Source organism: Pseudomonas sp. B2M1-30 (assembly GCF_025447575.1).
In the GTDB taxonomy this organism is placed as follows: Bacteria; Pseudomonadota; Gammaproteobacteria; order Pseudomonadales; family Pseudomonadaceae; genus Aquipseudomonas; species Aquipseudomonas botevensis.
The window spans coordinates 25333-52289 of the sequence record NZ_JAOEJT010000001.1 but is presented as its reverse complement, the minus strand read 5'-3'; the positions used below and the strand labels follow the sequence as shown (position 1 = coordinate 52289).

The window sequence follows — 26957 nt, the reverse complement described above, 5'->3', positions numbered from 1 at the left end:
GGCTCGACCTGGGTTGTCTGCGTAATCGCTGTCGGGAAGTGTATCTGCCGAAAATCCAGTGACGTTAGTGTCAATCAGTCTTCGATCATTTGAAAATATTGCGCTGAATCCGCTACGACCTGTCGAGGGCCTTGGGAGTGCTTGTGAAGCGGGCACGCAAGCAGGTGCCTTTGGGCTGATCTCGCAAGAGGAATCAGTGGGGTGTGCTCGTCAACAGCCTTGAAAAGGCTCGTCAGAAAAGACGTGCACCGCTGGCAAAAGAGCCAGGCCTGACGCGGTGAAGCAGTTTGTCTCGGTCGCATCTGCGGCTTCGACGGTGAAGCATCAAGCGTTTTACGCAAATGCCATAAGCCCGGCGGAAGGCCGGGCTTGGGCAGAAGCTTGCTTCGAACGTCTGTGTATTAGTACAGACGAACGGCGCGGCGCTGTTCGCGCTGAACTTTCTTTGCGTGACGCTTAACAGCAGCTGCTGCTTTGCGCTTACGCTCAGAAGTTGGCTTCTCGTAAAATTCGCGGCTACGAACTTCAGCCAGTACACCGGCTTTTTCGCAGGAGCGCTTGAAACGACGCAGAGCTACGTCGAAGGGTTCGTTCTCTTTAACTTTGACGGCTGGCATCCAGAGCTACCTTCATTCATTACCGGGGTTAACATCCTCGCGGCAAAAGAGCACTTGAAGACGTCAGTTTTTAAGGGTTGCGGATGTTAACCCCTCATCGCTCGGAATGCAAAGCCTCTGATCGAAAACCGCTGGTCGGAGCATCACGCGGCGACTATTATGCGCGCCTTCGAATTCAGCCTAAACAAGGCGCAAACCCATGCTAGTACTGGGATTAGAAACGTCCTGCGACGAAACCGGCGTCGCTTTATACGACAGTGAACGCGGTCTGCTGGCCGACGCGCTGTTCAGCCAGATCGACTTGCATCGCGTCTATGGTGGCGTGGTGCCGGAGCTGGCCTCCCGCGATCACGTCAAGCGCATGCTGCCCTTGATTCGTCAGGTGTTGGCCGAGGCCGACTGTGTGCCGACCGAGATCGACGCCATCGCCTATACCGCAGGCCCGGGCCTGGTCGGCGCGCTGCTGGTGGGGGCTTCCTGTGCCCAGGCACTGGCGTTTGCCTGGGGTATTCCCGCACTCGGCGTACATCACATGGAAGGCCACTTGCTGGCGCCGATGCTGGAGCCGAAACCGCCGCAGTTTCCGTTCGTCGCTTTGTTGGTCTCGGGTGGCCATACGCAACTGGTTCAGGTCGACGGCATCGGTCAATACAGCCTGCTCGGCGAGACGCTTGACGACGCGGCTGGCGAAGCGTTCGACAAGACCGCGAAGATGATGGGCCTGAATTACCCCGGCGGACCGGAAATCGCCAAGCTGGCGCAGAAGGGTGTCGCAGGACGTTTTACCTTCCCGCGTCCGATGTGCGACCGACCGGGGCTGGATTTCAGCTTCAGCGGCTTGAAAACCTTCGCCCTCAACACCTGGCAGCAATGCGTCAGCGCCGGGGACGACGGTGAACAAGCCCGTTGCGACATCGCGCTGGCGTTCCAGCAGGCCGTGGTAGAGACTTTGACCATCAAGTGCAAGCGTGCTCTGAAGCAGGCTGGCATGAAGCGTCTGGTGATCGCCGGTGGTGTCAGCGCCAACAAGGCGTTGCGTATTTCACTGGAAAAAATGCTCGGTGACATGAAAGGCGATGTGTTTTATGCCCGGCCTGAATTCTGCACCGACAACGGCGCGATGATCGCGTTTGCCGGTTGTCAGCGCTTGCAGGCCGGCCAGCAGGAAAGCCTGGCGATCAGCGTGCAGGCGCGCTGGCCGATGGAGCAACTGTCGGCATTGGGATGAGCGGCGCTCATGGGCGGTATTTAAAAATGCCGTTCGCGCCCGGCAAACAGGTCGCGTAGATTGCCCCGGTGGCGCCACACGATCAGCAGCGTCAAGGTGCTCATCGGTAACAGCGCCGCCGGTTCCTGCCAGGCCAGTAACGGAAGGGTCAGCGGCGTGGCGATCAGCGCCGCCAGCGAGCTGGTGCGGGTCAGGTAGAACGTCAGCAGCCAGGCGCAGACCGCCAGCAGTGCGGCGGGCGGATACAGACCCAGCAGCATGCCGGCGGCGGTGGCGACACCCTTGCCGCCGCGAAAACGGAAATACAGCGGGAACAGGTGACCGATCACGGCGCAGACGCCGATCCACGCCTGATCCTGCAGCGAAAGGCCCATTGCCGAGGCGATCAGTACTGGCAGCAGGCCTTTGCACAGATCACCCAGCAGGGTCAGGATCGCCAGTTTGCGACCGGCCAGGCGCAGCATGTTGGTGGCGCCGGCATTACCCGAGCCACTCATTCGCGGATCCGGGTTTCCGGTCAGGCGGCTGAGCAAAATGGCGAAGGACAGCGAGCCGAGCAGGTAGGCGAGGATCGCCAGTAACCAAAACATGCTAACTATTCCGGGCGAGGACGCCCTGATTCTAACGGCGCATTGCGCCCTTGTCGTGCAGCGGAGAAAAGTGCTTGGACAGAGTGTTTATCGAGGGCCTGGAAGTCGACACCGTGATCGGTGCCTACGACTGGGAGCGCGGCATCCGACAGTGCCTGCGTCTTGATCTGAGCTTCGCCTGGGACAATCGCCCGGCTGCCGCCGGTGACGACCTGACCCTGGCGCTCGACTACGCCAGCGTGTCCACGCGGATCCAGGCCTTTGCCGAGCAGGCCCAGTATCAACTGGTCGAGACCTTCGCCGAGCGTCTGGTCGAAGTGCTGATGAATGAATTCAAGATCACCTGGGTACGCCTGAAGCTGACCAAGCCAGGCGCGGTTCCGGCCGCCAGGGGCGGTGTCGGCGTGGAGATCGAGCGCGGATGTCGCTGACTCAGGTCTACCTTGGCCTCGGTAGCAATATCGAGCGCGAAACCCATTTGCATGCCGGTCTGGATGCCCTGGCCACGTTTCTGGTGGATATCCGCTGCTCGGCAGTGTTCGAAAGCCAGCCGGTGGGCATCAAGAGCGGTCCGTTCTTCAATTTCGTGGTGTCGGCGTATACCGACCTGCCCTTGATGGAGCTGGATCGCCGCCTGAAATTCATCGAGGCGGATAACGGTCGTTATGCACCGGATCGCAAGGGCTTGCCGCTGGACATCGACGTGCTGCTGTATGGTGACCTGGTGGGCAATTTCGACGGATTGATCCTGCCGCGAGCGGAAATCCTGAAAAACGCCTTTGTGTTATGGCCGTTGTCGCTGATTGCACCGGATCGAGTGCATCCGGGCGTGGGAAAAAGCTTCGCTGCATTGTGGGCTGACGCGCAGATCGATCAGGTGCTGGCGCCGGTGCGATTCGAGTGGCGCGGTCAGCAACTGACCCCTGAGGCGCTGCGGTGAACTGACGGGTGTCCTTGCGGGCAAGCTCGCTTCCACTTGTCCTGTGGGAGCAGGCTGGCCCGCGAAGCTTTTCAGGTTGACGCCGATTCCTTGTAGGCCTTCAACGCCTTGAGCCGTTCGCGCTTGAGCGCCTCGCCCAGTTCCGGGCCTTTGAAACCCTTCTCCAGCAATGGCTGAACAGCCACGCCCCGCGCCACACTGGCCGCGCCACGCAAGTAATCCGCCTGTGGATAACTGCGCTGCTCCAGACCTTTGCGTCCTCGGGCGTCCATCTCGCACGCAATGATGAATTCCTCAAAGCGTTGCGGGCGGCGATAAACATCGAAACTTTGCAACAGCTCCAGCAAGGTCGAGGCTTTCAGTTCAAGCGCACGATGGCCGTGGGTGTGGTACTGGCCGACCAGCAGGGCCAGCTCCTGGCAATCCTTCGGCGCCTTGAAGCGCTCGTTGACGGCCTTGATCAGCTTCAGGCCCTTGTGCTCATGGGCGATATGCCGGGGCCATTCCTCTTCCGGGGTCAGGCCTTTGCCAAGATCATGCAGCAGGCAGGCCCAGCGTACGGTCAGCGGCTGTTTATGCAGGGCCGATTGTTCCAGCACGCTCAGCGTATGGATGCCGCTGTCGATTTCCGGGTGATGGACTTCCGGTTGCGGCACGCCGAACAGCGCATCGACCTCCGGCATCAGCACTTTCAATGCGCCGCAATCACGCAGCACCTGAATAAACACTTGTGGCTGGTCTTCCATCAGTGCGCGGGAGATTTCCTTCCAACTGCGCTCGGCGGTCAAGGCTTCAAGTTCACCGGACTCGCTGAGCTGGCGCATCAGCTCCAGGGTCTCGGCGGCGACGCTGAAACCCAGCCCGGCATAGCGGGCGGCGAAGCGTGCAACACGCAGTACTCGCAGGGGATCTTCGGCGAACGCGGGGGAAACGTGACGCAGAATCCGCGCTTCAAGATCGCGCTGACCATGATAAGGATCGGTCAGATTCTGCTGGTCGTCCTCGGCCATGGCATTGATGGTCAGGTCGCGGCGGATCAGGTCTTCTTCAAGGGTCACTTCGGGGCTGGCGTGAAACGTGAAACCGCCATAACCGCGACCGCTTTTGCGCTCGGTGCGGGCGAGGGCGTATTCCTCGCCGGTTTTCGGATGAAGAAACACCGGGAAGTCCGCGCCTACCGGGCGAAATCCCTGGGCGAGCATTTCCTCGGTGGTCGCGCCGACCACCACTCGATCGATATCGGTGACGGGGATACCCAGCAGGCGATCGCGCACCGCGCCGCCGACCTTATAAATCTGCATAAAAAACCTCCGTTGGCCCGACAGGATAACCTTTGCGCCGGGCTTTCGGAGGCAAGAACGGGATCAAAGGTGAATGACGGCCAGGTCGAGCCGGCCGTAATCGCCCTCGGCATGTTCGCTGCGTGGCGGAACGTGATGAGTCTTCATGATCTGGTCGCCCTGCAGGGTTTCCAGATGAATGTCGAAGCCCCACAACCGGTGCAGATGTTTCAGTACCTCGTCGGTGGAGTCACCCAGCGGTTTGCGGTCGTGCTGCTGGTGACGCAGGGTCAGCGAGCGGTCGCCGCGACGGTCGATGCTGTAGATCTGCACGTTCGGTTCGCGGTTGCCGAGGTTGTATTGCGCCGCCAGGGTTTCACGAATGATCCGGTAGCCGCCCTCGTCGTGGATGGCGGGCACCAGCAGGTCGTCCCGCTGGTCGTCATCGAGAATGCTGAACAGTTTCAGGTCGCGAATCACCTTCGGTGACAGGTATTGCAGGATGAAACTCTCGTCCTTGAAGCTGCTCATGGCGAACTTGAGGGTCGACAGCCAGTCGGAGCCGGCGATTTCCGGGAACCAGCGGCGGTCCTCCTCGGTCGGCTCCTCGCACATGCGCCGGATGTCGCGATACATGGCGAAGCCCAGTGCATACGGGTTGATGCCGCTGTAATAAGGGCTGTCGAAGCCAGGCTGGAACACCACGCTGGTGTGCGAGGTGAGGAATTCCATCATGAAGCCGTCGGTGACCAGACCCTCGTCATACAGATCGTTCATCAGTGTGTAGTGCCAGAACGTCGCCCAGCCTTCGTTCATCACCTGCGTCTGGCGCTGTGGGTAGAAATACTGGGCGATCTTGCGCACGATCCGCACGATCTCGCGCTGCCACGGCTCAAGCAGTGGCGCGTGTTTTTCGATGAAATACAGAATGTTTTCCTGCGGCTCGGCCGGGAACCGGGCGTTGTCCTTGTCGCTGTATTTGTCCGCGCCTTTTGGAATGGTGCGCCACAGATCGTTGATCTGCTTCTGCATATGTTCTTCGCGATCCTTCTGCCGCCGCCGTTCTTCTTCGGCGGAAATCGGATAGGGACGTTTGTAGCGGTCGACGCCGTAGTTCATCAGGGCGTGGCAGGAGTCGAGCAGGTCTTCGACGGCGTCGATACCGTGGCGCTCCTCGCACTGCATGATGTACTGCTTGGCGAACACCAGGTAATCGATGATCGAACTGGCATCGGTCCAGGTGCGGAACAGGTAATTGCCCTTGAAGAAGCTGTTATGGCCGTAGCAGGCGTGAGCCACCACCAGCGCCTGCATGCAGATGGTGTTTTCCTCCATCAGGTAGGCGATGCACGGGTCGGAGTTGATCACGATCTCGTAGGCGAGGCCCATCTGCCCACGGCTGTAGGATTTTTCGGTGCTGAGGAAGTGTTTGCCGTAGGACCAGTGGTGGTAACCCAGTGGCATACCGACCGAGGCATAGGCATCCATCATCTGCTCGGCGGTGATCACTTCGATCTGGTTGGGGTAGGTATCCAGGGCGTAACCGGCCGCAATACGGGCGATTTCGCGGTCGTAGGCCTGGATCAGCTCGAACGTCCATTCGGAGCCGGTGGAAATGGGTTGGCGCTTCTGCTCTTTGGCGGTCATGTCACTAACCTGCGCTGGAAGAGTTCACGGAAGACCGGATAGATATCCCCGGCCGAGACCAGTTGCTGCTGGGCAAAAGTGTCGGAAAAGGCTTCGGCTATGCGTTCGTATTCGTACCACAGGGCCTGATGTTCGCGCGGGGTGATCTCTACGTAAGTGTAGTACTGCACAAACGGCATGATCTGGTTGATGAGGATGTCGCGGCAGATCGGCGAGTCGTCGTTCCAGTTGTCGCCGTCCGAGGCCTGGGCGGCGTAGATGTTCCACTCGTTGCTCGGATAACGCTCAGCCATGATCTCCTGCATCAGTTTCAGGGCGCTGGAGACGATGGTCCCGCCGGTTTCGCGCGAATAGAAAAACTCCTCTTCGTCCACTTCCCGGGCGCTGGTGTGGTGGCGGATGAACACCACGTCGATCTTGTCGTAGTTACGCTTGAGAAACAGGTACAGCAGGATGAAGAAGCGCTTGGCGATGTCCTTGGTGGCCTGGGTCATGGAGCCGGAAACGTCCATCAGGCAGAACATCACCGCCTTGGAGCTGGGGTTTGGCTGCTTGATCAGCAGGTTGTATTTGAGGTCGAAGGTGTCGAGGAACGGTACGCGGTGAATGCGCGCACTGAGTTTCTCGATTTCCGCCTCCAGTTCCTGAATATCGCCGAAGTTGTCTGGCTCTTCGCGTTTGAGTCGCGCCAGTTCCTCTTTAACTTCGCGCAGTTTGGCTCGGCTGCTGCCCGACAGGGCGATACGCCGAGCATGGGCCGAACGCAGGGTGCGGATGATGTTGATCCGCGACGGGTTGCCCTCGTTGCTGATCCCGGCGCGCACGGTCTTGAAGGTGTCGGTGCCGGTCAGGTTGCGCTTGACCAGGTTGGGCAGTTCGAGATCCTCGAACATGAACTCGAGGAATTCTTCCTGGGTGATCTGGAAGACGAACTCATCCATGCCTTCGCCGGAGTTGCCGGCCTTGCCCGGGCCACGGCCACCGCCGCCTCCCGGCGGACGGGCGATGTGCTCGCCAGCGGTGAATTCCTTGTTGCCGGGGTGAACCACGGTCTGCTTGCCGCCGCGTCCATGGTGAAGCACCGGTTCGTCGATGTCGCGACCGGGAATGCTGATCTGTTCGCCGTGTTCCATGTCGGTGATGGAGCGCCGGCTGACCGCCTCTTCGACAGCCTTCTTGATGTGGTCACGGTAACGCCGCAGGAAGCGCTGACGGTTCACCGTGCTCTTGTTCTTGCCATTGAGACGTCGGTCGATCACATAGCTCATGACTGCTCCTTAGAAGCTGTCCTGCAAAGGGGCGAGCGGTCATGCAGCATTGAACCGAATGCCAAGGGACATACACGCTCCCCCAAGCGCTTTGGGTGCTGCCTGAACCTCGCTACCGCCTTTCGAACACCTTCCAGAGGCCTGTGTAGCAGAAAAAGCGCCCACAGGCCTCGGGCTGACGACAACCGGTCTGACCGGCCGCGGTTTACTGTGATTTTCTGACCCGCAGATACCACTCGGACAGCAGTCGTACCTGTTTGTCGGTGTAGCCGCGTTCGACCATTCGCGTAACGAAGTCGTTGTGTTTCTGTTGGTCCTCTTTGCTGGCCTTGGCGTTGAAACTGATGACTGGCAGCAGATCTTCGGTGTTCGAGAACATTTTCTTCTCGATGACCACCCGCAGTTTTTCGTAGCTGAGCCAGGTCGGGTTCTTGCCGTTGTTATTGGCACGGGCACGCAATACGAAGTTGACGATTTCGTTGCGGAAATCCTTCGGATTGCTGATACCGGCCGGTTTCTCGATTTTTTCCAGTTCCTCGTTGAGCGCGACGCGGTTGAGGATCTCGCCGGTTTCCGGATCGCGGTATTCCTGATCCTGAATCCAGAAGTCCGCATACAGCACGTAGCGGTCGAAGATGTTCTGCCCGTACTCGCTGTAAGACTCGAGGTAGGCGGTCTGGATCTCCTTGCCGATGAATTCGATATAACGCGGTGCCAGGTATTCCTTGAGGTAGCGCAGGTAGCGTTCGCGGGTCTCGGCCTGGAACTGTTCCTGTTCGATCTGCTGTTCCAGCACATAAAGCAGATGTACCGGGTTGGCGGCGATTTCATGCGGGTCGAAGTTGAAGACCTTGGACAGGATCTTGAACGCGAAGCGGGTCGACAGACCGTTCATGCCTTCGTCGACGCCCGCCGAGTCGCGGTATTCCTGGATCGACTTGGCCTTCGGATCGGTGTCCTTGAGGTTTTCCCCGTCGTACACGCGCATCTTCGAATAGATGTTGGAGTTTTCCGGCTCCTTGAGGCGCGACAGCACGGAGAACTGCGCCAGCATTTTCAGGGTGTCCGGCGCGCAATGGGCCTTGGCCAGGGAGCTGTTGATCAGCAGTTTGTCGTAGATCTTCACTTCGTCGCTGACCCGCAGGCAATACGGCACTTTGACGATGTAGATCCGGTCGATGAAGGCTTCGTTGTTCTTGTTGTTGCGGAAGGTGTGCCACTCCGATTCGTTGGAGTGCGCCAGCAGGATCCCGGTGAACGGAATCGCGCCCAGGCCTTCGGTACTGTTGTAGTTGCCTTCCTGGGTTGCGGTCAGCAACGGGTGCAGCACCTTGATCGGTGCCTTGAACATTTCGACGAATTCCATCAGGCCCTGGTTGGCCCGGCACAGCGCCCCGGAGTAGCTGTAGGCGTCGGCGTCGTTCTGCGGGAATTCTTCCAGTTTGCGGATATCGACCTTGCCGACCAGCGCCGAGATGTCCTGGTTGTTCTCGTCACCCGGTTCGGTCTTGGCCACGGCGATCTGGTTGAGGATCGACGGATACAGCTTGACCACCCTGAACTGGCTGATGTCACCGCCGAATTCGGCCAGGCGCTTGGTCGCCCATGGCGACATGATGGTGTTCAGGTAGCGGCGTGGAATGCCGAAGTCTTCCTCGAGGATCGCGCCATCTTCGGTGGCGTTGAACAGGCCCAGGGGCGATTCGAACACCGGAGAACCCTTGATGGCATAGAAGGGCACTTTTTCCATCAGTTGTTTCAGCTTCTCGGCCAGGGACGATTTACCGCCACCCACGGGACCGAGGAGGTAAAGGATCTGTTTCTTCTCTTCCAGGCCCTGAGCGGCATGGCGGAAATACGACACGATCTGGTCGATGCATTCTTCCATCCCGTGGAAGTCTTCAAAGGCCGGATAGCGGCGGATCACCTTGTTGGAGAAGATCCGCGACAGCCGCGAGTTGGTCGACGTGTCGAGCAGCTCGGGTTCGCCAATTGCCATCAATAGACGCTCGGCGGCGGAAACGTAGGCGCTGCGGTCCTTTTTGCACAGTTCCAGGTACTCCTGCAGCGAGAATTCTTCCTGGCGTGTGGACTCGAAGCGTTGTTGGAAGTGGCTAAAGATACTCATGACGTCACCTCGCTCGATACGTGGAGCCGACGCCGGATCACTCAGTCGATGCTGGCAAGCAGCTGCTCAGGCAGCTCTTGTTTACCCCCCAGAACGCTTCCGCGATCGACAACCGCGAAAGCCACTCCCGATGACCCGTGCGCCGGTGTACCGGCTCTCCCCTGTTTTGGATGGCCTGGGCTTAAGGATAGTTGGGAATTCGGGAGGTAAAGGCGAGATACGTAATTAGTTGTGGCAGACCGTTCGTCTGCCACCGCGCGAGCCCACGGGAGCCGGGGCTTGCACGTTACAAAAAAATTATTCGGAAGAGCCTTGCGCTGTTTCCGAAGGAAAAGTCGTGCGCCACAGTTCGAAGCCGCCGTCCATGCTGTAGACGTCCGAGAAGCCTTGGCTGATGAGGTAGGCGGCCGCGCTCTGGCTGGAGTTGCCGTGATAGCAGACCACCACCAGCGGTGCGTCGAGGTCGGCACTGCGGATGAAGTCGGCGATGGAGTGGTTGTCCACATGCTTCGATCCGGCGATGTGCAGTGCGGCGTAGGTTTGCGGGTCGCGGATATCAACCACCACGGCACCTTGCTCGCGCAGGGCCTGGGCCTGTTCCGGGGGAATACGTTTGAATTCGCTCATGGCGGGTTCCTGTGGCTCGGCTGAAAACGCAGTCTAGCGCGGAGCGCTGGCTGGCGAGGGTTCGGCGATCGGTGACGCGACTGGCGGCAGCACACCGCCGTGTTCGTCGCATTTGCACGACAGCCGTTCAAAGCTGTCGACGTTCATCAGGGTCAGGCTGCCGCCCCAGACGCATCCGGTATCGAGGGCCGAGATGCCCGGTTCATGGACATCGCCCTCCAGCGCCGCCCAGTGGCCGAAGATGATCCGCAGGCCACGGGTCTTGCGCTCCTGATGCTGGAACCAGGGTTTGTAGCCTGCGGGGGCGGTATCCAGACCTTCCTTGCTCTTGAGGTCGAGCTTGCCCTCGGCGGTGCAGAAGCGCATGCGGGTGAAATAGTTGGTGATGACCCGCAGGCGTGTCACACCCTTGAGGTCGTTGTCCCATTTCGCCGGATCGTTGCCGTACATGCCATCGAGGTAGGCCGGAAACAGATTGTCGTCACGCAACGCGGCCTCGACTTCGCCAGCGCACTTCAAAGCCCGGCGCAGCGACCATTGGGGCGGGATGCCGGCATGCACCAGGGCGACTTCGCGCTGCTCGTCGTAGTGCATGAGTTTTTGCCGGCGCAGCCATTCCAGCAACTCGGGGCTGTCGGGGGCTTCGAGGATTTCCCGCAGGGTGTCGGACTTTTTCAGGCGCTCGATGTTCTTCGCGGCGGCCAGCAGGTGCAGGTCGTGATTGCCGAGGACGCAGACCAGCGATTCGCGCATCCCATAAAGGAAGCGCAGGGTTTCCAGCGATTGCGGGCCACGGTTGACCAGATCGCCGACCAGCCACAGACGATCCAGCGCCGGGTCGAAGGCGACCTGCCTGAGCAGGCATTTGAGCGGTTCGAGGCAGCCTTGCAGGTCGCCGACGGCGTACGTCGCCATCAGTGCAGGGCTCCGGGAACGGCGAGGCGGAAAGGCTTGATGATCGCGTCGAAATGCTTGCCGTCGGCGGCGACCATTTCGTAGCTGCCCTGCATGGTGCCGACCTTGGTGGTCATCACGGTGCCGCTGCTGTAGGTGTGGCTTTTGCCGGCATCGATCAGCGGTTGCTGACCGACCACGCCGGCACCGCGCACTTCCTCGACATGCCCGTCGCCATCGGTGATGACCCAATGCCGTGACATCAGTCGGGCAGGCTGTTCGCCATTGTTTTGCACGGTGATCGTATAGGCGAAGGCAAAACGCTCGTGCTCGGGTTGCGATTGGTCTGCCAGATAGTGGGTAACGACACTGACGTCGACCTGGTAACGAGGATCGGACATGCGAGAGGCCTTAAAAACGAAGCGGGGCGCGGGGCGTAGCTGATTGGGATTCAGTCTAGGCAAGTATCGGGCAGTAAACCAGCGTGGTGTCCTGCCCGGTACATGGCCGGTCAGTCGGCGTCGGGCGTTTTCGCAGGCTGTTCGGCGAGCTTGTCGGCCAGACGCACGAAGGCGGCCAGATCCAGTTGCTCGGGACGCAGGCTGCCGTCGACACCGGCGGCTTCGATCTCGGCGCTGCTGAGCAATTGCTTGAGGGTGTTGCGCAGGGTCTTGCGTCGCTGGTTGAACGCTTCGCGCACCACGCGCTCCAGCAGGCGATGATCCTTGGCCGGGTGCGGCAGCACGGCATGCGGCACCAGGCGCACGATCGCCGAATCGACCTTCGGCGGCGGATTGAACGCACCCGGGCCGACGTTGAACAGATGCTCGACCCGGCAATGGTACTGAACCATGATCGACAGACGACCCCAGTCACCGCCACCGGGACCTGCGGCCAGACGCTCGACCACTTCCTTCTGTAGCATGAAGTGCATGTCGCGGATGATCGCGGCGTTGTTCAGCAGGTGGAAAATCAGCGGCGTGGAGATGTTGTACGGCAGGTTGCCGACCACTCGCAGGCTGTTCGGCGCAGCGTTGAGGCTGTTGAAGTCGAACTTCAGTGCATCGCCCTGATGCAGGTTGAAGTTGCTCTTGCCGGCGAACTGCTGGTTGAGGATCGGGATCAGGTCCTTGTCCAGTTCCACCACGTCGAGCTGCGCACCGGTGCCCAGCAGGCCCTGGGTCAGCGCGCCCTGGCCCGGGCCGATTTCCAGCAGGCGGTCGTCGGGCTTGGCGTGGATAGCGCGCAGGATGCGGTCGATGACGCCGGCATCGTGCAGGAAGTTCTGGCCAAAACGCTTGCGCGCCTTGTGTTGGTATTGCTCGGTCATAAACGGGTCTCGGCCATCTGGTAGGCGGTTTCCAGGGCGACTTGCAGGCTGCCGGTGTCGATCTTGCCGCTGCCGGCCAGATCCAGGGCGGTGCCGTGGTCGACCGAAGTCCGAATGATCGGCAGGCCGAGGGTCACGTTGACGGCGGCGCCGAAGCCTTTGTACTTCAGCACGGGCAGGCCCTGGTCGTGGTACATCGCCAGCACTGCGTCGCAGTGCTCCAGATATTTGGGGGTAAACAGAGTGTCGGCGGGCAGCGGGCCACGAAGGTCCATGCCTTCGCTGCGCAGGCGCTCCAACGTGGGTTCGATGATGTCGATTTCTTCATGGCCCAGATGTCCGCCTTCACCGGCGTGCGGATTGAGTCCGCAAACCAGGATGCGTGGCCGGGCGATGCCGAATTTGTCTTGCAGGTCGGCGTGCAGAATCCGCGTGACTCGCTCCAGCCGCTCCGGCGTGATCGCATCGGCGATGTCGCGCAGGGGCAGGTGGGTGGTGACCAGTGCGACGCGCAAGCCACGGGTGGCGAGCATCATCACCACTTGTGCGGTATGGGTCAGGTCGGCGAGGAATTCGGTGTGCCCCGAGAACGCGATGCCCGACTCGTTGATCACGCCCTTGTGTACGGGGGCGGTGATCATCCCGGCGAAGTCGCCGTTCAGGCAGCCCTGGCCGGCTCGGGTCAGGGTTTCAAGGACGAACGCGGCGTTGGCCTTGTCCAGTTGCCCGGCCACCACGGGGGCGCTGAGCGGGGTGTCCCAGACGTACAGGCTGTTGGCCGGCGCCGGAACATCCGGCCAGCGGTCGGGGCCGACCGGCAGCAGATCGACAGCCAGCCCCAGCTGCGCGGCCCGCTCGAGGAGCAGGTCGCGGCTGGTGATGGCAATCAGGGGATGCGGCTGGGCTTGCGAGACGAGCAGCAGGCACAGGTCGGGACCGATGCCGGCTGGTTCGCCGGGTGTCAGCGCGAAACGCTTGGGTTTCACTGCGCTGCCTGGTCTGCACCAGGGAGTTTGATCTCTACGTACGCTTCGTCACGGATCTGACGCAGCCAGGTTTGCAGCTCTTCGTCGTATTTGCGGTTACGCAGTACGGTCAGTGCCTGCTGCTCGCGGGCCTGGGCGGTGCTGTCGGTGGCGCGGCGGCCAAGGACTTCCAGGACGTGCCAGCCATACTGGGTCTGGAACGGCTTGGACAGCTCACCTTGCGGCGATTTGGCCATCACGGCGCGGAATTCCGGCACCAGTGCGTTCGGATCGATCCAGTTCAGGTCGCCGCCGTTGAGAGCGGAACCCGGGTCTTCGGAGTAGTTCTTCGCCAGCTCGGCAAAGTCTTCACCAGCCTTGATGCGGTTGTAGAGCGATTCGGCCAGTGCCTTGGTCTTCGCTTCGTCGCGGATCGGACTTGGCTTGACCAGGATGTGGCGAACATGCACTTCGTCGCGGGTCTGGCTTTCGCCGCCGCGTTTTTCCAGCAGCTTCAGGATGATGAAGCCGCCCGGAGTACGTGCAGGCTGGGTGATTTCACCCGGCGTCATGCTGCTCAGCTCGCGATCGAACGGAGGTGGCAGTTGCGCGGCTTTACGCCAGCCCATGTCGCCGCCTTCCAGTGCGTTGTCGCTGCCGGAGCGGGCCACGGCCATCTGGCCGAAGTCAGCGCCCTGCTTGAGCTGCTGGTAAACCTCCATCGCCTGGCGCGCAGCGCTCTGAATCGCTTCGGAGCTGGCGCTTTCCGGGGTCGGGATCAGGATGTTGGCCAGGTGCAGTTCTTCGGACAGCTGCATCTTGCCCAGGTCGGAGGCGAGGAAGTTCTTCACTTCCTGCTCGGAAACCTGGATGCGCTCCGCCACCCGGCGCTGACGGACACGGCTGATGACCATTTCGCGGCGGATCTGCTCACGGGCGTCTTCATAGGACAGGCCATCGCGGGACAGGGCGACGCGGAATTGATCCGGAGTCATGTTGTTGCGCTGGGCAATGGTGCCGACAGCCTGGTTCAGTTCTTCATCGGTGATGCGGATGCCGGAACGCTCGCCGATCTGCAGTTGCAGGTTTTCGACGATCAGGCGCTCGAGCACCTGTTGTTCCAGCACGCCCGAAGGCGGCAAGCCACCGCCACGCTTGGCGATGGTTTGCTGAACCTCATGGACGCGCTGATCCAGCTGGCTCTGCATGACCACGTCGTTGTCGACGATGGCCACCACTTTATCGATGGACTGTACCGAGGCGTTCGCCGCGGTACCCAGGAACAGCGCGCCCAGCATCAGCGGGCGCAGACAATCAGAAAGCTTGGTCTTCACGTTGACGATAACCTTGGATGCCTTTGTCGAGGAAGCTCTCTACCTTGGTGCCGACGACACCACCGAGGCCCTTCAGAACAATTTGGAGGAAGACGCCGTGGTCGCCTTTTTCGTTTTGCGGAGCGTCCTGACTGAACTCGTCATAGGCAACCCAGTAACGGTTGATCAGGCGCAGTTTCCAGCAGCAGTTGTCGTATTCGAAACCACCGAAGGCTTCAAGCGTACGGTTGCGGTTGTAGTCGTATTGCCAGCGGCTGATAGCGCTCCATTGAGGAACGATTGGCCAGATGACGGAGAAGTCATGCTGCTGGATCTTGTAGTAGTCCTTGATGAAGCCCGGCTGGCCCTCGGTGCCGTAGTCACCGCCGACGGTCCACTTGCCGGTGCTCTGGTCGTAACGGACCTGGTCATTGCGATAGCGATAACCGGCGTTGATAACCTTGTTCGGGTTGTCTTCAGGCTGGTAGTGGAACATCGCGCTGCCGGAACGCGGGCTGCGGCTGTCCGGATCCCAGTTGTAGTCGGCCGTGGTGCGCCAGTCGCGGTTCCAGCGGTATTCGTATTCCAGCGCGTAAGGCGAAACGTTGGAGCGCGAGTCGTCGCGGGCTTTTGCATCGATGCCCGGTAGTTGCACTTCACGGTCCTTGAAGTACAGGGCCTGGCCGACGCTGATGCGTTGACGTTCGAAGCCATCTTCTTCGATCCAGCGGCTGGTCACGCCCAGCGACAGTTTGTTCTCGTCACCGACACGGTCGGAGCCGGAGAAACGGTTGTCACGGAACAGCGACGCATAGTTGAAGGTGTATTCGCTGGTATCGAACACTGGGATGTCTTTCTGGTCTTTCTCCGGTACATAGAGGTAGAACAGGCGTGGCTCCAGGGTTTGACGGTAGTTCTTGCCGAAGTAGGACGTGTCGCGGTCGAAGTACAGGCCGCTGTCGATGCTGGCAATCGGTACGCCACGGTTTTGCGAGCCGCTGAACGACTCGCCCAGTGCCGAAGCACCGTTGCGGTTGGTCGCGAGATCGAACTTGCCCTGACCATCAAGATCCAGATCGTACTGGGTGTACTGATACTTGAGGGATGGCTTCACGAAGCCATAGGTCCAGTTCATCGGCAGACTGACACCTGGCTTGAGGTTCAGGCGAGTGCCGTTGGCGCGATCCAGGCCCAGTACGTTCTTGTCCAGGCGTGGCGACACGTTGCCGGCCTCATCGGTGAACGAACCGGTTTTGAGGTCTCGGTCAAAACGGACGATCTCGGTCTCGTAATCGAAGTTCAGGCCTTCCGGGTGATACGGCAGCTGACCGTTGAAGGTGATCTGCGGCAGGCGGTCATACGGCGTGATGTTCGAAACCGTCGCCAACTGATACGCCTGAGCATTCAGGCGCGCGGTATAGCTGTCGCCACGATAGCTGATCGAACCCTGCTGGTTCACGTAGTCGGCGCTCTTCACACCGATCTGGTCGGTGCTCAGATCCTGGAAGTAGTAAGGGTCGCTGATCTTGGTGTAGTCGACCTGCGTGTACACGCGAGAGTCGAGGCCGCCCTTGTGCTGCCAGTTATACATGTAGCGGTTTTTCTGGTAGTCGGTCTGCTGGCTGCGATCGGTGTCTTCGTCGTTCAGGTACGCCGCACCGAACTGGCCTTCGCTCGACTTGGTCAGGTAACGGAACTCACCTTCCATCAGCATGCCGCGCTTGCTCATGTAGCGCGGGTACAACGTGGCATCGTAGTTCGGTGCCAGGTTGAAGTAGTACGGGGTTACCAGCATGAAGCCGGTATCGCTGCCGGAGCCGATGGTCGGCGGCAGGAAGCCGGACTGGCGACGGTCATCGATCGGGAAGTAGATGTACGGCGTGTACAGGACCGGAATGTCCTTGACCCGCAGCGTCACGTTGGTCGCTGTACCGAAGCCGGTGGCAGGGTTCAGGGTGATGTTGTTGCCCTTGAGCTGCCAGGCGTTGCTGTTCGGTTCGCACGTGGTGTACGTGCCGTCCTTCAGGCGGATGATCGCGTTCTCGGCGCGCTTGGCGTACAGCGCGTTACCGCGGATGCGCGATTTGTGCATCACGTATTCGGCGTTGTCGACCTTGGCCTCACCGGTGTCGAGCTGGACATCGGCGTGGTCGCCGACGAGCAGGGCGCCGTTGTCGCGGATACGCACGTTGCCGGCCAGTTCGCCACGGTTCTCGGCCTGATACAGGTTCGCCTCGTCGGCTTCGACCTGCATGCTGCCCTGGCGCATGACCACGTCACCGGCCAGGCTCGCCACCTGCGAGTCCTGCTGATAACGCGAAGCCTTGGCGCCGATGAAGGTCGGTGCGTCACTTTTATTCGTCTTGTCATTCATGCCAGGACGAATCGGTTCGATATAGGAACCAGAGCAGTAAGGACCGGTCTCGGCCAATTGGGCGGCGGTGAGCTTCTCGCGCGGAACCCAGTCGAGGTGACTGTAGTCTTCGCTGCGGGATTTCAGGCCACGGCCCTTGGATTCGGTGACCAGTACCGGCTTGGGACCTGCGTCGGCAGTAGTGCCGCTCTCGGCCGGGGCTTCGCCCGTGGCACTGACGGCGCTGCCGTCATGCACCGGACGCGGCGGCAATGCAGCCGCCGACGTCTTGGGCGCACAGTCCCAGCCACCCGTAGCCGAGATGGAGCAGTCATACTGCTCGGCGGCAACAACGAATTGGCTGGCCAGAGGTTGCATAGCCAGCAGACTGCCGGTTACCAACAACGGAAATTTTTTACGAAACGCGGGGGATTTCAATGCCATCTTATTAGTCCGGGCTTCCTGCGTGCCATCTGCCCGCGGTATGGGCCGCACGCCTCTCGATGGTCTGAAAAAGATGCTGGATAATAAAGCATGACCCGCTTGACGGCTAGCGCCGTCGGAGACCCTTGCAATGCCTGACCAAGATGTACGCTTGCAACACCTGAAAGTTTGGCTCGATGAGCAGTTGGCAATCCTTTTCGCCGATCAGGGCTGGGGCGCCGTCCCCCCGGCCACGTTGACTGCGGCCAGCAGCGACGCGAGTTTCCGCCGTTATTTCCGTTGGGAAGGCGAGGGTCGCAGCTTCGTCGTGATGGACGCGCCGCCACCCCAGGAAAACTGCAAACCGTTCGTGGATATCGCCTTTTTGCTGGCGAAATCCGGAATAAATGTGCCGAAAATTTATGCAGAAGACCTCGAACGCGGATTTCTTTTACTCAATGACCTGGGCAACAAGACGTATCTGGACGTGATCGATGGCGAAAATGCCGACGCGCTGTTCGACGATGCCCTGCAATCCTTGCTGGCTTTTCAGCAGTTGCCGATGGTGGCACCGCTGCCGAGCTACGACGTCGCGTTGCTGCGTCGGGAGCTGGAACTGTTCCCCGAGTGGTATGTGAAACGTGAGCTGGGCGTCGAGTTCGATGCCACCCAGCAACAGCAGTGGCAGCAAGTCAGCGACCTGCTGATCGACAGCGCCCTGGCCCAGCCGAAAGTGTTGGTCCACCGCGACTACATGCCGCGCAACCTGATGCTCAGCGAGCCGAATCCCGGTGTGCTGGACTTCCAGGATGCGGTCTATGGCCCGGTGACGTATGACGTGACTTGCCTGTTCAAGGATGCCTTCCTCAGCTGGCCTGAAGAGCGCGTGCGCGGCTGGCTGGAAAACTACTGGCAGCAGGCCTCTGCGCTGAACATCCCGGTGCAGCCGGACCTTGAGGATTTCCTGCGTGCCAGCGACCTGATGGGCGTGCAGCGCCACCTGAAAGTCATCGGCATCTTCGCGCGCATCTGCCACCGCGACGGCAAGCCGCGCTACCTGACCGACGTGCCGCGCTTCTTTGCTTATATAGAAGCGGTCATCGCCCGGCGTCCGGAACTGGCGCCATTGCAGGCGCTGTTCGACAGTCTGCGCGGCGGAGTGAAGGCATGAAGGCAATGATTCTGGCGGCCGGCAAGGGCGAGCGCATGCGCCCGCTGACGCTGACCACCCCCAAACCGCTGGTGCGTGCCGGCGGCGTGCCCCTGATCGAATATCACCTGCATGCCCTCGCGGCGGCAGGTTTCAACGAGATTGTGATCAACCACGCCTGGCTGGGTCAGCAGATCGAGGATTATCTGGGCGACGGTTCGCGCTACGGCGTGAGCATTCAGTATTCCCCGGAAGGCGAGCCGCTGGAGACCGGCGGCGGAATTTTCCGCGCCTTGCCGTTGCTCGGTGATGAGGCATTCCTGGTGGTCAACGGTGATATCTGGACCGATTACGACTTCAGCGTGCAGCACCAACCGATCACCGGGCTGGCTCATCTGGTGCTGGCGGACAACCCGGCACATCACCCGAATGGCGACTTCATGCTGGTCGACGGCCGGGTGCAGGACGGTCAACCGGACGCGACGACCCTGACCTACAGCGGCATCGCCGTACTCCACCCGCAGTTGTTCGACGGCTGCGAGGCCGGTGCTTTCAAACTGGCGCCGCTGTTGCGCAAGGCGATGGCGGACGGGCAGGTGACGGGCGAGCGGTTGAACGGGCATTGGGTGGATGTCGGCACGCATGAGCGTCTGGCGGAAGCTGAAGCCTTGATAGAAGCGAGTCGCTGATATGTTGTGGCCAGGGACTCTGATTGGAGCCGGAGCGGGTTTTGCCATTGCCAGCATTCCGGGGGCCATGCTTGGGGCTTTGTTGGGGCAGGCGCTGGACCGGCGTCTGCATTTGCAGAGCTGGGGGCATTTGCGGGAAAAACTCGGCGGTCGGCCGATGTTGCGCAACGACGAATTGCTGTTCGTGTTGCTCGGACGTCTGGCCAAGTCGGACGGCCGGGTCACCGATGGGCATATCCAGCAGGCGCGGGTGGAAATGCGTTCGCTGGAAATGAGCGAGCCGGCGCAGCGCCGGGCGATTGCCGCGTTCAATCGCGGCAAGTCGGGCAACGACAATCTGCGCGGCTATCTGCGTCGTCTCGCCGCCCAGCCCCATGCCGCCGAGGGCGTGTTGCGCGCCTGCTGGCGGATGGTCTGGGCGGACAGCCGGGCCGGCAGCAGCGAGCGCGAGCTGTTGGCGCAGTGGGGCAAATGGCTGGGCTGGACCCACCACCAGGTGCAGGCGCTGGCGGCTGACTATGAACCGCACAAGCGACCAATCGTCAGTGCGGCGGTGAGCTATCAGGAAGCGATGCGCTTGCTGGGCGTGTCGGCGACCAGCGAGCCGGCACAGATCAAGCGCGCCTACCGACGCCTGCTGAGCCGCCATCATCCGGACAAGATCGCCGGCACCGGCGCGACGCCCGCGCAGGTGCGCGAAGCCACCGATAAAACCCGTGAGCTGCACAACGCGTACACGTTGATTCGCGAGCGCCGGGATTTTCGCTAGCCAGTGAATCGTTTGTCGGTCATGGCCTCTTCGCGAACAAGCCCGCCCCTACCGGCACTGTGGGAGCGGGCTTGTTCGCGAAGGGCGCGCTCCGGCCTGTGGATCAGTCGGGATTCTGCGGATTCAACCAGCCGCGCACCCGGCGGAACAGTTGCTCCTGCTCGGCCTTGTTATCCGGCAAGGCCTTGAGCGCGACCTGACTGAACGCTGAAGTCTTCAGGCGCTTGCTCGCCTGCATGCGCTCCAGCGCCGCGTTGCGATCCAGCGTTTTGTCCATGTAGAAAATATCGGCGGTCGGCAGCTTCAGGGTGGGGGTCAGCTCCGCCAGTTCCGGCTTGGCCCTGGCCGGCATCTGTGCCGCCACCATGACCAGTTTTTCCACTTGCGACGTCTGCTTTTCGCTCAGGTAGCGCGCGGCCCAATAGGCGCCGGTGCCATGGCCGAGCACGACGATGCTGCGCGCACTCTGCTGCTCGGCATAGCCGATCGCGGCGTCGATGCGGGCGAAAATGCGTTCGGCGTCGGCCTTTGATTGCTCTTCGCTGGTTTCTGCCACCACCTGATCCGCCACTTCGGCTTCACCGCCGGCAGCCTGCTCGATCGGTTGCGCGGTGGTGGAGTCCTTGCTGGCCGACTCGGCTTTCGGCGCGGGCGGGGCTTCGGCCACGCGCGGGGCGATGGCATCGCTTTGCAGATCGGGTAGGGTGATACTCAGGCTGCTCCACTTGGCGTCCGGCAATTTGCTGCGCAGCGGACCGATTGCTTGCGGCCAGTCAGCGCTTTCGCCGGCGCCGGGGATGATAATCACCGCACCTTTGGGATCGGCGGTGTTGGCTGGTTTCCACAGCGCGAGGAACGTGTCGCTGCCGGCCTGGAGCTGTTGCTGTTCCTGGGCGGGGACTTTGCGTTCGAGTGCCGAGGCGTCTTCCTGACTACGCTCAAGCAGAGGTTGGCGCTCGACCGGTTTTTCTTCTGCGGCTTTTTCCGTGGCGGCAGCAGGGGCCGGATCGGCCGCCTGAACAGAAAACGCACAAGGCAGGATCAGCGACAGGCACAATGCTGGCATTGCCAGGCGGTAGACAGAGGGCATCGGTTATTCCAGGCCAGAAAGTATCCCGGCAGCCTAATGGGTTGGTCAGAATTTGTCAGTGTACGAGACTTCAATGATGCGTTTTTGCTGCCTGTGGGTTATCGGCTGTTTGTGGTTTCCCTTGATGGGCTGGGCGGCGTCTGCGCCGCCGGCCCACGTCGCGCAACTGTCGGCCAGCGAGCAGCAATGGCTGGCGCAGCACAACGAGTTGCGCGTCGGCCTGGTGTTGCAGGCGCCGTATGCGCAATACGACCGGCGTCTGCAGCGTTTGTCCGGGGCCAATGTCGAGTTGATGAAATGGCTGGCCAAGGCCCTCAAGATTGAACTGACCTGGCGTAACTTTCAGGATCTGGCGCAGCTCGAAGCTGCTGTGCGCGACGGCGAAATCGACCTCGCGCCGGGCCTGACCCAGACCCCGGAAGCGCTGCGTCTCTGGCAGTTTTCCGACCCCTACATGCGGGTGCCGCAACTGGTGGTCAGCGATCAGAAAACCGCCGGTGCAGTGGAGCTGGAAAAACTCGACAGCCAGACCCGCGTCGCCGTGCGCATGCCCAGCGTCACTGCCGATTACCTGCGCGGCAACTATCCCCATCTGAACCTGCAAGGCGTACCGATGGAGCGTCAGGCCCTGCAGTTGCTGTTGAGCCAGCAGGCGTCGTTCGCGGTGGTCGACGAAGCGCAGCTCGGACGCCTGTCGACGGAGCCGGAGTTCGCCGGGCTGGTGGTGGTCGGCGATATCGGTCTGCCGCAATTGCTGCGGGTCGCCACCCGGCGCGACTGGCCGGAACTGGCCGGCATCGTCGAAAGGGGCTTGCGTGCGATTCCGGCCAAGGATCTCGAACGCCTGCACAACCAATGGCTGCAACCCAAATACCCGCGACTCTCGGAATCGCCGGGGTTCTGGCAGAACCTGAGTCTGCTGTGCGCGGTGCTGTTGCTCAGTTGCATGGCGGTCGTGGTCTGGCAACGGCGTCAGCAGCACAACCTCGAACAGCGCCTGCTCGCCGCCCGGGAAGACATCGCCCTGCGCGCCGCCAGCGAAGAAGCGTTGCGCCTGACCCAGTTTTCCATCGATCAGAGCACCGTCGGCATTCTCTGGGTCAATTGGGACAGCCACGTGCGCTACGCCAACCGCGCGGCGGAAACCATGCTCGGCTATCCACCGGGCGGGATCATCGAGCGACCGCTGATCGACTTCGAACCGGGTCTGCACATGGATCGCTGGCTCAACCTGTGGAAGCGCGCCCGGGCCAGTGAGGAAGGGCCGTTGAGCTTTGAAACCAACTGCGTGCGCGCCGATGGCAGCGTGCTGCCGGCCGACGTATCGCTGAGTTTTCTGCGCTTTCGTGACAGCGAGTATCTGGTGGTTTATCTCACCGATGTCACCGAGCGCCGTCGCGCACTGGCGGCGTTGCAGGAAAGCGAGGCGCGGCTGCAAGGCATCGCGGCCAACGTGCCGGGCCTGGTGTTCCGCCTGGAGCGGGCGCCCGTGACCGGGCAGATCGATTTTGCCTACATCAGCGAGGGCAGCGAGAGTCTGGTCGGTTACGCACCCTCGGCTATTGCTCACCGTGACATGGGCCTGCGCAGCCTGGTACATCCGGAGGACAAGGCCGGTTATCACCAGACCCAGGATCAGGCGCTCGACACCGACAGCGACTGGTCGTGGCAGGGGCGGATTCTGACGCGCCAGGGCGAGCAGCGCTGGGCCGAGATCAAGGCGATCACCCGTCAACTGGAGGATGGCGCCTATGTCTGGGACGGCATCGTCTGGGACATCACCGAAAGCAAACGCATCGAACTGGAACTGGCCGCGTCCCGCGAGCAGTTGCGCGAATTGTCGGCGCACCTTGAGAGTGTCCGGGAAGAAGAAAAGGCGCGGATCGCCCGCGAGGTTCACGACGAGTTGGGGCAGATGCTGACGGTGCTGAAACTGGAGACATCGATGTGCGAATTGGCCTACGCGCAACTCGATCCCGGTCTGAACGAACGCCTGAACAGCATGAAGCGCCTGATCGCCCAGTTGTTCCAGTTGGTGCGCGATGTGGCGACGGCGCTGCGCCCGCCGATTCTCGACGCCGGGATTGCCTCGGCGATTGAATGGCAGGCGCGACGCTTCGAGGCGCGAACGCAGATTCCGTGTCTGGTGCAGGTGCCCGAGAGTCTGCCGCCGCTCAGCGATGGCAAGGCGATCGGCCTGTTCCGCATCCTTCAGGAGGCGCTGACCAACGTCATGCGCCATGCCCAGGCGCATACTGTGGAGCTGACGCTGGCACTGGAGGGCGATGAATTGTGTCTGACGGTCAGCGACGATGGCGTAGGATTTGTCGCCGCTGCCGGTCGGCCGACTTCGTTCGGCTTGGTGGGCATGCGCGAACGGGTGCTGATCATGGGCGGGCGCCTGACCCTGGAGAGCGAACCGGGGGAGGGCACCAGTCTGCATGTGTGGGTGCCGCTCGACGGCTGAAACATCGCAATTATCGAGGAGAGTGCAAGTGATCCGTGTACTGGTAGCCGAAGACCACACCATTGTCCGTGAAGGCATCAAGCAATTGATCGGCCTGGCCAAGGATCTGCAAGTGGCGGGGGAGGCGAGCAATGGCGAGCAGTTGCTCGAAACCCTGCGTCATGTGCCTTGCGAGGTGGTGTTGCTGGACATCTCGATGCCCGGGGTCAACGGCCTGGAAGCGATCCCGCGCATCCGTGCGCTGAGCAATCCACCGGCGATTCTGGTGTTGTCGATGCACGATGAAGCGCAGATGGCTGCCCGGGCGCTGAAGGTCGGCGCTGCCGGCTACGCGACCAAGGACAGCGATCCGGCGCTGTTGCTGACGGCGATCCGCAAGGTCGCGGCGGGGGGGCGCTACATTGATCCCGAGCTGGCCGACCGCATGGTCTTCGAAGTCGGCCTGACCGATGCCCGGCCGTTGCATTCACTGCTTTCCGAGCGTGAGTTCTCGGTGTTCGAACGCCTGGCCCAGGGCGCCAACGTCAATGACATCGCCCAGCAACTGGCCCTGAGCAGCAAGACCATCAGCACCCACAAGGCGCGGCTGATGCAGAAGCTCAACATCACTTCCCTGGCGGAACTGGTGAAATACGCCATGGAACACAAGCTCCTCTGACCGGCATCACAAAACCCCTCTCACACGCCCTCATCTGTGGGCATATCCAATAGCGACACAGCTTTTGCCCACGCTTGCGGCTTGCCGCCGCAAGCTCACCGCGGCACTTGTCCAAACACGCCATCCTTGTAGGGAAATCCCTACACCCGGCCTTCCATCCGGCTGAGGCGATTCTCTCCTGCGCCCCGATTTGCGCCGTTGGCGGCAGCCACTAGGCTTAGTCCACAGCAGTCATCAATAACAAAGGTGTGGGTATGAGCCAGGTCGAATCAAACGCAGGGGCCAGCGACGTGCTGGTCAGCTTTCGTGGAGTGCAGAAGAGCTACGACGGCGAGAACCTGATCGTCAAAGACCTCAACCTGGATATTCGCAAAGGCGAATTCCTCACCCTGCTCGGGCCGTCCGGTTCCGGCAAGACCACCAGCCTGATGATGCTCGCCGGTTTCGAAACACCGACTGCCGGGGAAATCCTCCTGGCCGGGCGTTCGATCAACAACGTGCCGCCGCACAAACGCGACATCGGCATGGTGTTCCAGAACTACGCGCTGTTCCCGCACATGACCGTGGCTGAAAACCTCGCGTTCCCGCTGACCGTGCGCGGCCTGAACAAGAGCGACGTCACCGACAAAGTGAAAAAAGCCCTGGGAATGGTCCAGCTCGACAGCTTCGCCCAGCGCTATCCGGGGCAATTGTCCGGCGGTCAGCAACAGCGGGTGGCCCTGGCTCGCGCGCTGGTGTTCGAGCCGCAACTGGTACTGATGGACGAACCCCTCGGCGCGCTCGACAAGCAATTGCGTGAACACATGCAGATGGAAATCAAGCATCTGCACCAGCGCCTCGGCGTGACCGTGGTCTATGTGACCCACGACCAGGGCGAAGCCCTGACCATGTCCGACCGTGTCGCGGTGTTCCACCAGGGCGAGATCCAGCAGATCGCTCCGCCGCGCACCCTTTACGAGGAACCGAAGAACACCTTCGTCGCCAACTTCATCGGCGAGAACAACCGTCTCAGCGGCCGTCTGCTCAGCCAGAGCGGTGAACGTTGCGTGGTCGAACTGGGACGCGGCGAGAAGGTTGAGGCGCTGGCGGTCAACGTCGGCCAGACCGGCGAACCGGTGACCCTGTCGATCCGTCCGGAGCGGGTGAGTCTCAACGGCTCCAGCGACCAATGCGTCAACCGCTTCTCCGGGCGGGTGGCCGAATTCATCTATCTGGGCGACCACGTCCGGGTGCGCCTGGAAGTCTGTGGCAAGACCGACTTCTTCGTGAAACAACCGATTGCCGAGCTCGATCCGGCTCTGGCGGTCGGGGACGTGGTTCCGCTTGGCTGGCAGGTCGAGCACGTTCGCGCGCTTGATCCTCTTTCAGAGGCGCATTGATCGCCCCGGCAATACCAACACCAACCCTGCACGTGGAGAGAACAATAAATGTTGAGATCCTTGAAGTTCACAGCCCTGACCCTGGGCCTGATGGGTGCGGCACAGGCAATGGCCGCAGGTCCCGATCTGACTGTGGTGTCGTTTGGCGGGGCGAACAAGGCTGCGCAGGTCAAAGCCTTCTACGCACCGTGGGAAACGGCGGGCAACGGCAAGATCGTGGCCGGCGAGTACAACGGCGAGATGGCCAAGGTCAAAGCCATGGTCGATACCAAGAGCGTGTCGTGGGATCTGGTGGAGGTGGAGTCGCCAGAACTGTCCCGTGGCTGCGATGAGGACATGTTCGAACAACTCGATCCGGCGCTGTTCGGCAAGACCGAAGATTACGTCAAGGGCGCGATCCAGCCGTGCGGCGTGGGCTTCTTCGTGTGGTCGACCGTGCTGGCCTACAACGCCGACAAGCTGAAAACCGCACCGAGCAGCTGGGCTGATTTCTGGGACACCAAGAAATTCCCGGGCAAGCGTGGCCTGCGCAAAGGCGCCAAGTACACCCTTGAGTTCGCGTTGATGGCCGACGGCGTTGCGCCGAAAGACGTCTACAAAGTGCTGGCCGGCAAGGATGGTCAGGACCGCGCGTTCAAGAAGCTCGATGAGTTGAAGCCAAGCATTCAGTGGTGGGAAGCCGGCGCCCAGCCGCCGCAATACCTCGCCTCCGGTGACGTGGTTATGAGCTCGGCCTACAACGGTCGTATCGCGGCGGTGCAGAAAGAATCCAACCTGAAAGTGGTGTGGAACGGCGGCATCTACGACTTCGACGCCTGGGCCATCCCGAAAGGCCTGGACAAGGCGCGCGCTGAAGCGGCGAAGAAATTCATCGCGTTCTCGGTGCAGCCGCAGCAGCAGAAGACCTACTCGGAGAACATCGCCTACGGCCCGGCCAACACTCAGGCAGTGCCGCTGCTGGCCAAGGATGTCCTGAAGGACATGCCGACCACTCCGGAAAACATCGCCAACCAGGTGCAGATCGACGTCACCTTCTGGGCTGACAACGGCGAGCAACTGGAACAGCGCTTCAACTCCTGGGCTGCGAAGTAAGCAGTTCCCTGTGGGAGCTGTGCTTCAACACAACAGAGGCGGTTCGCCGCCTCTGTAACG

The 26957-nt window shown here is 61.2% G+C and carries 24 protein-coding genes; 10 read left to right on the top strand and 14 right to left on the bottom strand.

Features of this window, described 5'->3' with window-relative positions:
- Positions 1-401 precede the first annotated feature (401 nt).
- On the bottom strand, positions 402-617 hold the full coding sequence (gene rpsU, locus N8H74_RS00245) for a 30S ribosomal protein S21 (RefSeq protein WP_002551877.1): 216 nt from the start codon (positions 615-617) through the stop codon (positions 402-404).
- Positions 618-816: 199 nt separating this feature from the next.
- Between rpsU and tsaD the strand changes: the two genes are divergently transcribed.
- A complete protein-coding gene (gene tsaD, locus N8H74_RS00240; RefSeq protein ID WP_217829578.1) occupies positions 817-1845 on the top strand; it encodes a tRNA (adenosine(37)-N6)-threonylcarbamoyltransferase complex transferase subunit TsaD in 1029 nt (342 codons plus the stop codon).
- 20 nt (positions 1846-1865) lie between these two features.
- Here the strand turns inward: tsaD and plsY are convergent, their stop codons facing one another.
- On the bottom strand, positions 1866-2435 hold the full coding sequence (gene plsY / locus N8H74_RS00235; protein ID WP_007959895.1) for a glycerol-3-phosphate 1-O-acyltransferase PlsY: 570 nt from the start codon (positions 2433-2435) through the stop codon (positions 1866-1868).
- 74 nt (positions 2436-2509) lie between these two features.
- Here plsY and folB point away from each other — a divergent pair, with 74 nt between their 5' ends.
- Both folB and folK read left to right on the top strand, forming a co-directional pair.
- Positions 2510-2866, top strand: coding sequence for a dihydroneopterin aldolase (gene folB / locus N8H74_RS00230; RefSeq protein WP_217829579.1), 357 nt, complete (start codon positions 2510-2512; stop codon positions 2864-2866).
- Positions 2857-3375 carry a 2-amino-4-hydroxy-6-hydroxymethyldihydropteridine diphosphokinase gene (gene folK, locus N8H74_RS00225; protein WP_262145778.1) on the top strand — a complete coding sequence of 173 codons (519 nt, stop codon included), beginning with the start codon at positions 2857-2859 and terminating at the stop codon, positions 3373-3375. The genes folB and folK overlap by 10 nt, the downstream gene beginning before the upstream one ends.
- A 71-nt stretch (positions 3376-3446) precedes the next feature.
- Here the strand turns inward: folK and N8H74_RS00220 are convergent, their stop codons facing one another.
- From N8H74_RS00220 to N8H74_RS00170, 11 genes are all read right to left on the bottom strand, one after another.
- Positions 3447-4676 (bottom strand): multifunctional CCA addition/repair protein, encoded by a 1230-nt coding sequence (locus tag N8H74_RS00220; RefSeq protein ID WP_262145777.1) that lies wholly within the window; start codon positions 4674-4676, stop codon positions 3447-3449.
- Between the two features lie 63 nt (positions 4677-4739).
- Complete coding sequence (locus tag N8H74_RS00215; RefSeq protein ID WP_217829582.1) at positions 4740-6302, bottom strand: SpoVR family protein; 1563 nt, start codon at positions 6300-6302, stop codon at positions 4740-4742.
- Positions 6299-7570 (bottom strand): YeaH/YhbH family protein, encoded by a 1272-nt coding sequence (locus N8H74_RS00210; protein ID WP_217829583.1) that lies wholly within the window; start codon positions 7568-7570, stop codon positions 6299-6301. The genes N8H74_RS00215 and N8H74_RS00210 overlap by 4 nt, the downstream gene beginning before the upstream one ends.
- A 205-nt stretch (positions 7571-7775) precedes the next feature.
- Positions 7776-9698, bottom strand: a complete 1923-nt coding sequence (locus N8H74_RS00205) for a PrkA family serine protein kinase (protein WP_217829584.1) — start codon at positions 9696-9698, stop codon at positions 7776-7778.
- Between the two features lie 297 nt (positions 9699-9995).
- A complete protein-coding gene (gene glpE, locus N8H74_RS00200; RefSeq protein ID WP_217829585.1) occupies positions 9996-10325 on the bottom strand; it encodes a thiosulfate sulfurtransferase GlpE in 330 nt (109 codons plus the stop codon).
- A gap of 33 nt (positions 10326-10358) precedes the next feature.
- The gene (locus N8H74_RS00195) at positions 10359-11240 is read right to left on the bottom strand and encodes a symmetrical bis(5'-nucleosyl)-tetraphosphatase (RefSeq protein WP_262145776.1); all 882 of its coding nucleotides are present in this window, start codon (positions 11238-11240) and stop codon (positions 10359-10361) included.
- Positions 11240-11620 (bottom strand): Co2+/Mg2+ efflux protein ApaG, encoded by a 381-nt coding sequence (gene apaG, locus N8H74_RS00190; protein WP_217829587.1) that lies wholly within the window; start codon positions 11618-11620, stop codon positions 11240-11242. Before apaG ends, N8H74_RS00195 begins: the two co-directional genes overlap by 1 nt.
- A gap of 110 nt (positions 11621-11730) precedes the next feature.
- Complete coding sequence (gene rsmA / locus N8H74_RS00185; RefSeq protein ID WP_262145775.1) at positions 11731-12549, bottom strand: 16S rRNA (adenine(1518)-N(6)/adenine(1519)-N(6))-dimethyltransferase RsmA; 819 nt, start codon at positions 12547-12549, stop codon at positions 11731-11733.
- The gene (gene pdxA, locus N8H74_RS00180) at positions 12546-13535 is read right to left on the bottom strand and encodes a 4-hydroxythreonine-4-phosphate dehydrogenase PdxA (RefSeq protein WP_262145774.1); all 990 of its coding nucleotides are present in this window, start codon (positions 13533-13535) and stop codon (positions 12546-12548) included. The genes rsmA and pdxA overlap by 4 nt, the downstream gene beginning before the upstream one ends.
- Positions 13532-14848, bottom strand: a complete 1317-nt coding sequence (gene surA, locus N8H74_RS00175) for a peptidylprolyl isomerase SurA (RefSeq protein WP_262145773.1) — start codon at positions 14846-14848, stop codon at positions 13532-13534. Before surA ends, pdxA begins: the two co-directional genes overlap by 4 nt.
- Positions 14829-17624, bottom strand: coding sequence for an LPS-assembly protein LptD (locus N8H74_RS00170; protein WP_262145772.1), 2796 nt, complete (start codon positions 17622-17624; stop codon positions 14829-14831). The genes surA and N8H74_RS00170 overlap by 20 nt, the downstream gene beginning before the upstream one ends.
- Before the next feature lie 130 nt (positions 17625-17754).
- Here N8H74_RS00170 and N8H74_RS00165 point away from each other — a divergent pair, with 130 nt between their 5' ends.
- The 3 genes from N8H74_RS00165 to N8H74_RS00155 are packed head-to-tail and all read left to right on the top strand — an operon-like array spanning position 17755 to position 20211.
- Positions 17755-18774, top strand: a complete 1020-nt coding sequence (locus N8H74_RS00165) for a phosphotransferase (protein ID WP_262145771.1) — start codon at positions 17755-17757, stop codon at positions 18772-18774.
- Positions 18771-19442, top strand: a complete 672-nt coding sequence (gene murU, locus N8H74_RS00160; RefSeq protein WP_262145769.1) for an N-acetylmuramate alpha-1-phosphate uridylyltransferase MurU — start codon at positions 18771-18773, stop codon at positions 19440-19442. Before N8H74_RS00165 ends, murU begins: the two co-directional genes overlap by 4 nt.
- A 1-nt stretch (position 19443) precedes the next feature.
- On the top strand, positions 19444-20211 hold the full coding sequence (locus N8H74_RS00155; RefSeq protein ID WP_217829594.1) for a TerB family tellurite resistance protein: 768 nt from the start codon (positions 19444-19446) through the stop codon (positions 20209-20211).
- A gap of 103 nt (positions 20212-20314) precedes the next feature.
- On the opposite strand, the gene N8H74_RS00150 is transcribed toward N8H74_RS00155, so the two are convergent.
- Positions 20315-21301 (bottom strand): alpha/beta hydrolase family protein, encoded by a 987-nt coding sequence (locus N8H74_RS00150; RefSeq protein WP_217829595.1) that lies wholly within the window; start codon positions 21299-21301, stop codon positions 20315-20317.
- A 73-nt stretch (positions 21302-21374) separates the two neighbouring features.
- Here N8H74_RS00150 and N8H74_RS00145 point away from each other — a divergent pair, with 73 nt between their 5' ends.
- The 4 genes from N8H74_RS00145 (at position 21375) to N8H74_RS00130 (ending at position 26897) form a co-directional block, all read left to right on the top strand.
- Positions 21375-23768 carry a sensor histidine kinase gene (locus N8H74_RS00145; RefSeq protein WP_262145767.1) on the top strand — a complete coding sequence of 798 codons (2394 nt, stop codon included), beginning with the start codon at positions 21375-21377 and terminating at the stop codon, positions 23766-23768.
- A gap of 28 nt (positions 23769-23796) precedes the next feature.
- Positions 23797-24426, top strand: coding sequence for a response regulator transcription factor (locus N8H74_RS00140; protein ID WP_262145766.1), 630 nt, complete (start codon positions 23797-23799; stop codon positions 24424-24426).
- 254 nt (positions 24427-24680) lie between these two features.
- Entirely contained in the window at positions 24681-25805 is a 1125-nt protein-coding gene (locus N8H74_RS00135; protein ID WP_217829598.1) for an ABC transporter ATP-binding protein, read from the top strand.
- Between the two features lie 48 nt (positions 25806-25853).
- Positions 25854-26897: an ABC transporter substrate-binding protein gene (locus N8H74_RS00130; RefSeq protein WP_217829599.1), complete on the top strand. Its 1044-nt coding sequence runs from the start codon at positions 25854-25856 to the stop codon at positions 26895-26897.
- Positions 26898-26957: the final 60 nt, after the last annotated feature.

Coding starts and splice junctions, on each gene's coding strand:
- rpsU (WP_002551877.1), bottom strand. CDS start 617: ATGCCAGCCGTCAAAGTTAAAGAGAACGAACCCTTCGACGTAGCTCTG.
- tsaD (WP_217829578.1), top strand. CDS start 817: ATGCTAGTACTGGGATTAGAAACGTCCTGCGACGAAACCGGCGTCGCT.
- plsY (WP_007959895.1), bottom strand. CDS start 2,435: ATGTTTTGGTTACTGGCGATCCTCGCCTACCTGCTCGGCTCGCTGTCC.
- folK (WP_262145778.1), top strand. CDS start 2,857: ATGTCGCTGACTCAGGTCTACCTTGGCCTCGGTAGCAATATCGAGCGC.
- N8H74_RS00220 (WP_262145777.1), bottom strand. CDS start 4,676: ATGCAGATTTATAAGGTCGGCGGCGCGGTGCGCGATCGCCTGCTGGGT.
- N8H74_RS00215 (WP_217829582.1), bottom strand. CDS start 6,302: ATGACCGCCAAAGAGCAGAAGCGCCAACCCATTTCCACCGGCTCCGAA.
- N8H74_RS00210 (WP_217829583.1), bottom strand. CDS start 7,570: ATGAGCTATGTGATCGACCGACGTCTCAATGGCAAGAACAAGAGCACG.
- N8H74_RS00205 (WP_217829584.1), bottom strand. CDS start 9,698: ATGAGTATCTTTAGCCACTTCCAACAACGCTTCGAGTCCACACGCCAG.
- glpE (WP_217829585.1), bottom strand. CDS start 10,325: ATGAGCGAATTCAAACGTATTCCCCCGGAACAGGCCCAGGCCCTGCGC.
- N8H74_RS00195 (WP_262145776.1), bottom strand. CDS start 11,240: ATGGCGACGTACGCCGTCGGCGACCTGCAAGGCTGCCTCGAACCGCTC.
- apaG (WP_217829587.1), bottom strand. CDS start 11,620: ATGTCCGATCCTCGTTACCAGGTCGACGTCAGTGTCGTTACCCACTAT.
- rsmA (WP_262145775.1), bottom strand. CDS start 12,549: ATGACCGAGCAATACCAACACAAGGCGCGCAAGCGTTTTGGCCAGAAC.
- N8H74_RS00170 (WP_262145772.1), bottom strand. CDS start 17,624: ATGGCATTGAAATCCCCCGCGTTTCGTAAAAAATTTCCGTTGTTGGTA.
- N8H74_RS00165 (WP_262145771.1), top strand. CDS start 17,755: ATGCCTGACCAAGATGTACGCTTGCAACACCTGAAAGTTTGGCTCGAT.
- murU (WP_262145769.1), top strand. CDS start 18,771: ATGAAGGCAATGATTCTGGCGGCCGGCAAGGGCGAGCGCATGCGCCCG.
- N8H74_RS00155 (WP_217829594.1), top strand. CDS start 19,444: ATGTTGTGGCCAGGGACTCTGATTGGAGCCGGAGCGGGTTTTGCCATT.
- N8H74_RS00150 (WP_217829595.1), bottom strand. CDS start 21,301: ATGCCCTCTGTCTACCGCCTGGCAATGCCAGCATTGTGCCTGTCGCTG.
- N8H74_RS00145 (WP_262145767.1), top strand. CDS start 21,375: ATGATGCGTTTTTGCTGCCTGTGGGTTATCGGCTGTTTGTGGTTTCCC.
- N8H74_RS00135 (WP_217829598.1), top strand. CDS start 24,681: ATGAGCCAGGTCGAATCAAACGCAGGGGCCAGCGACGTGCTGGTCAGC.
- N8H74_RS00130 (WP_217829599.1), top strand. CDS start 25,854: ATGTTGAGATCCTTGAAGTTCACAGCCCTGACCCTGGGCCTGATGGGT.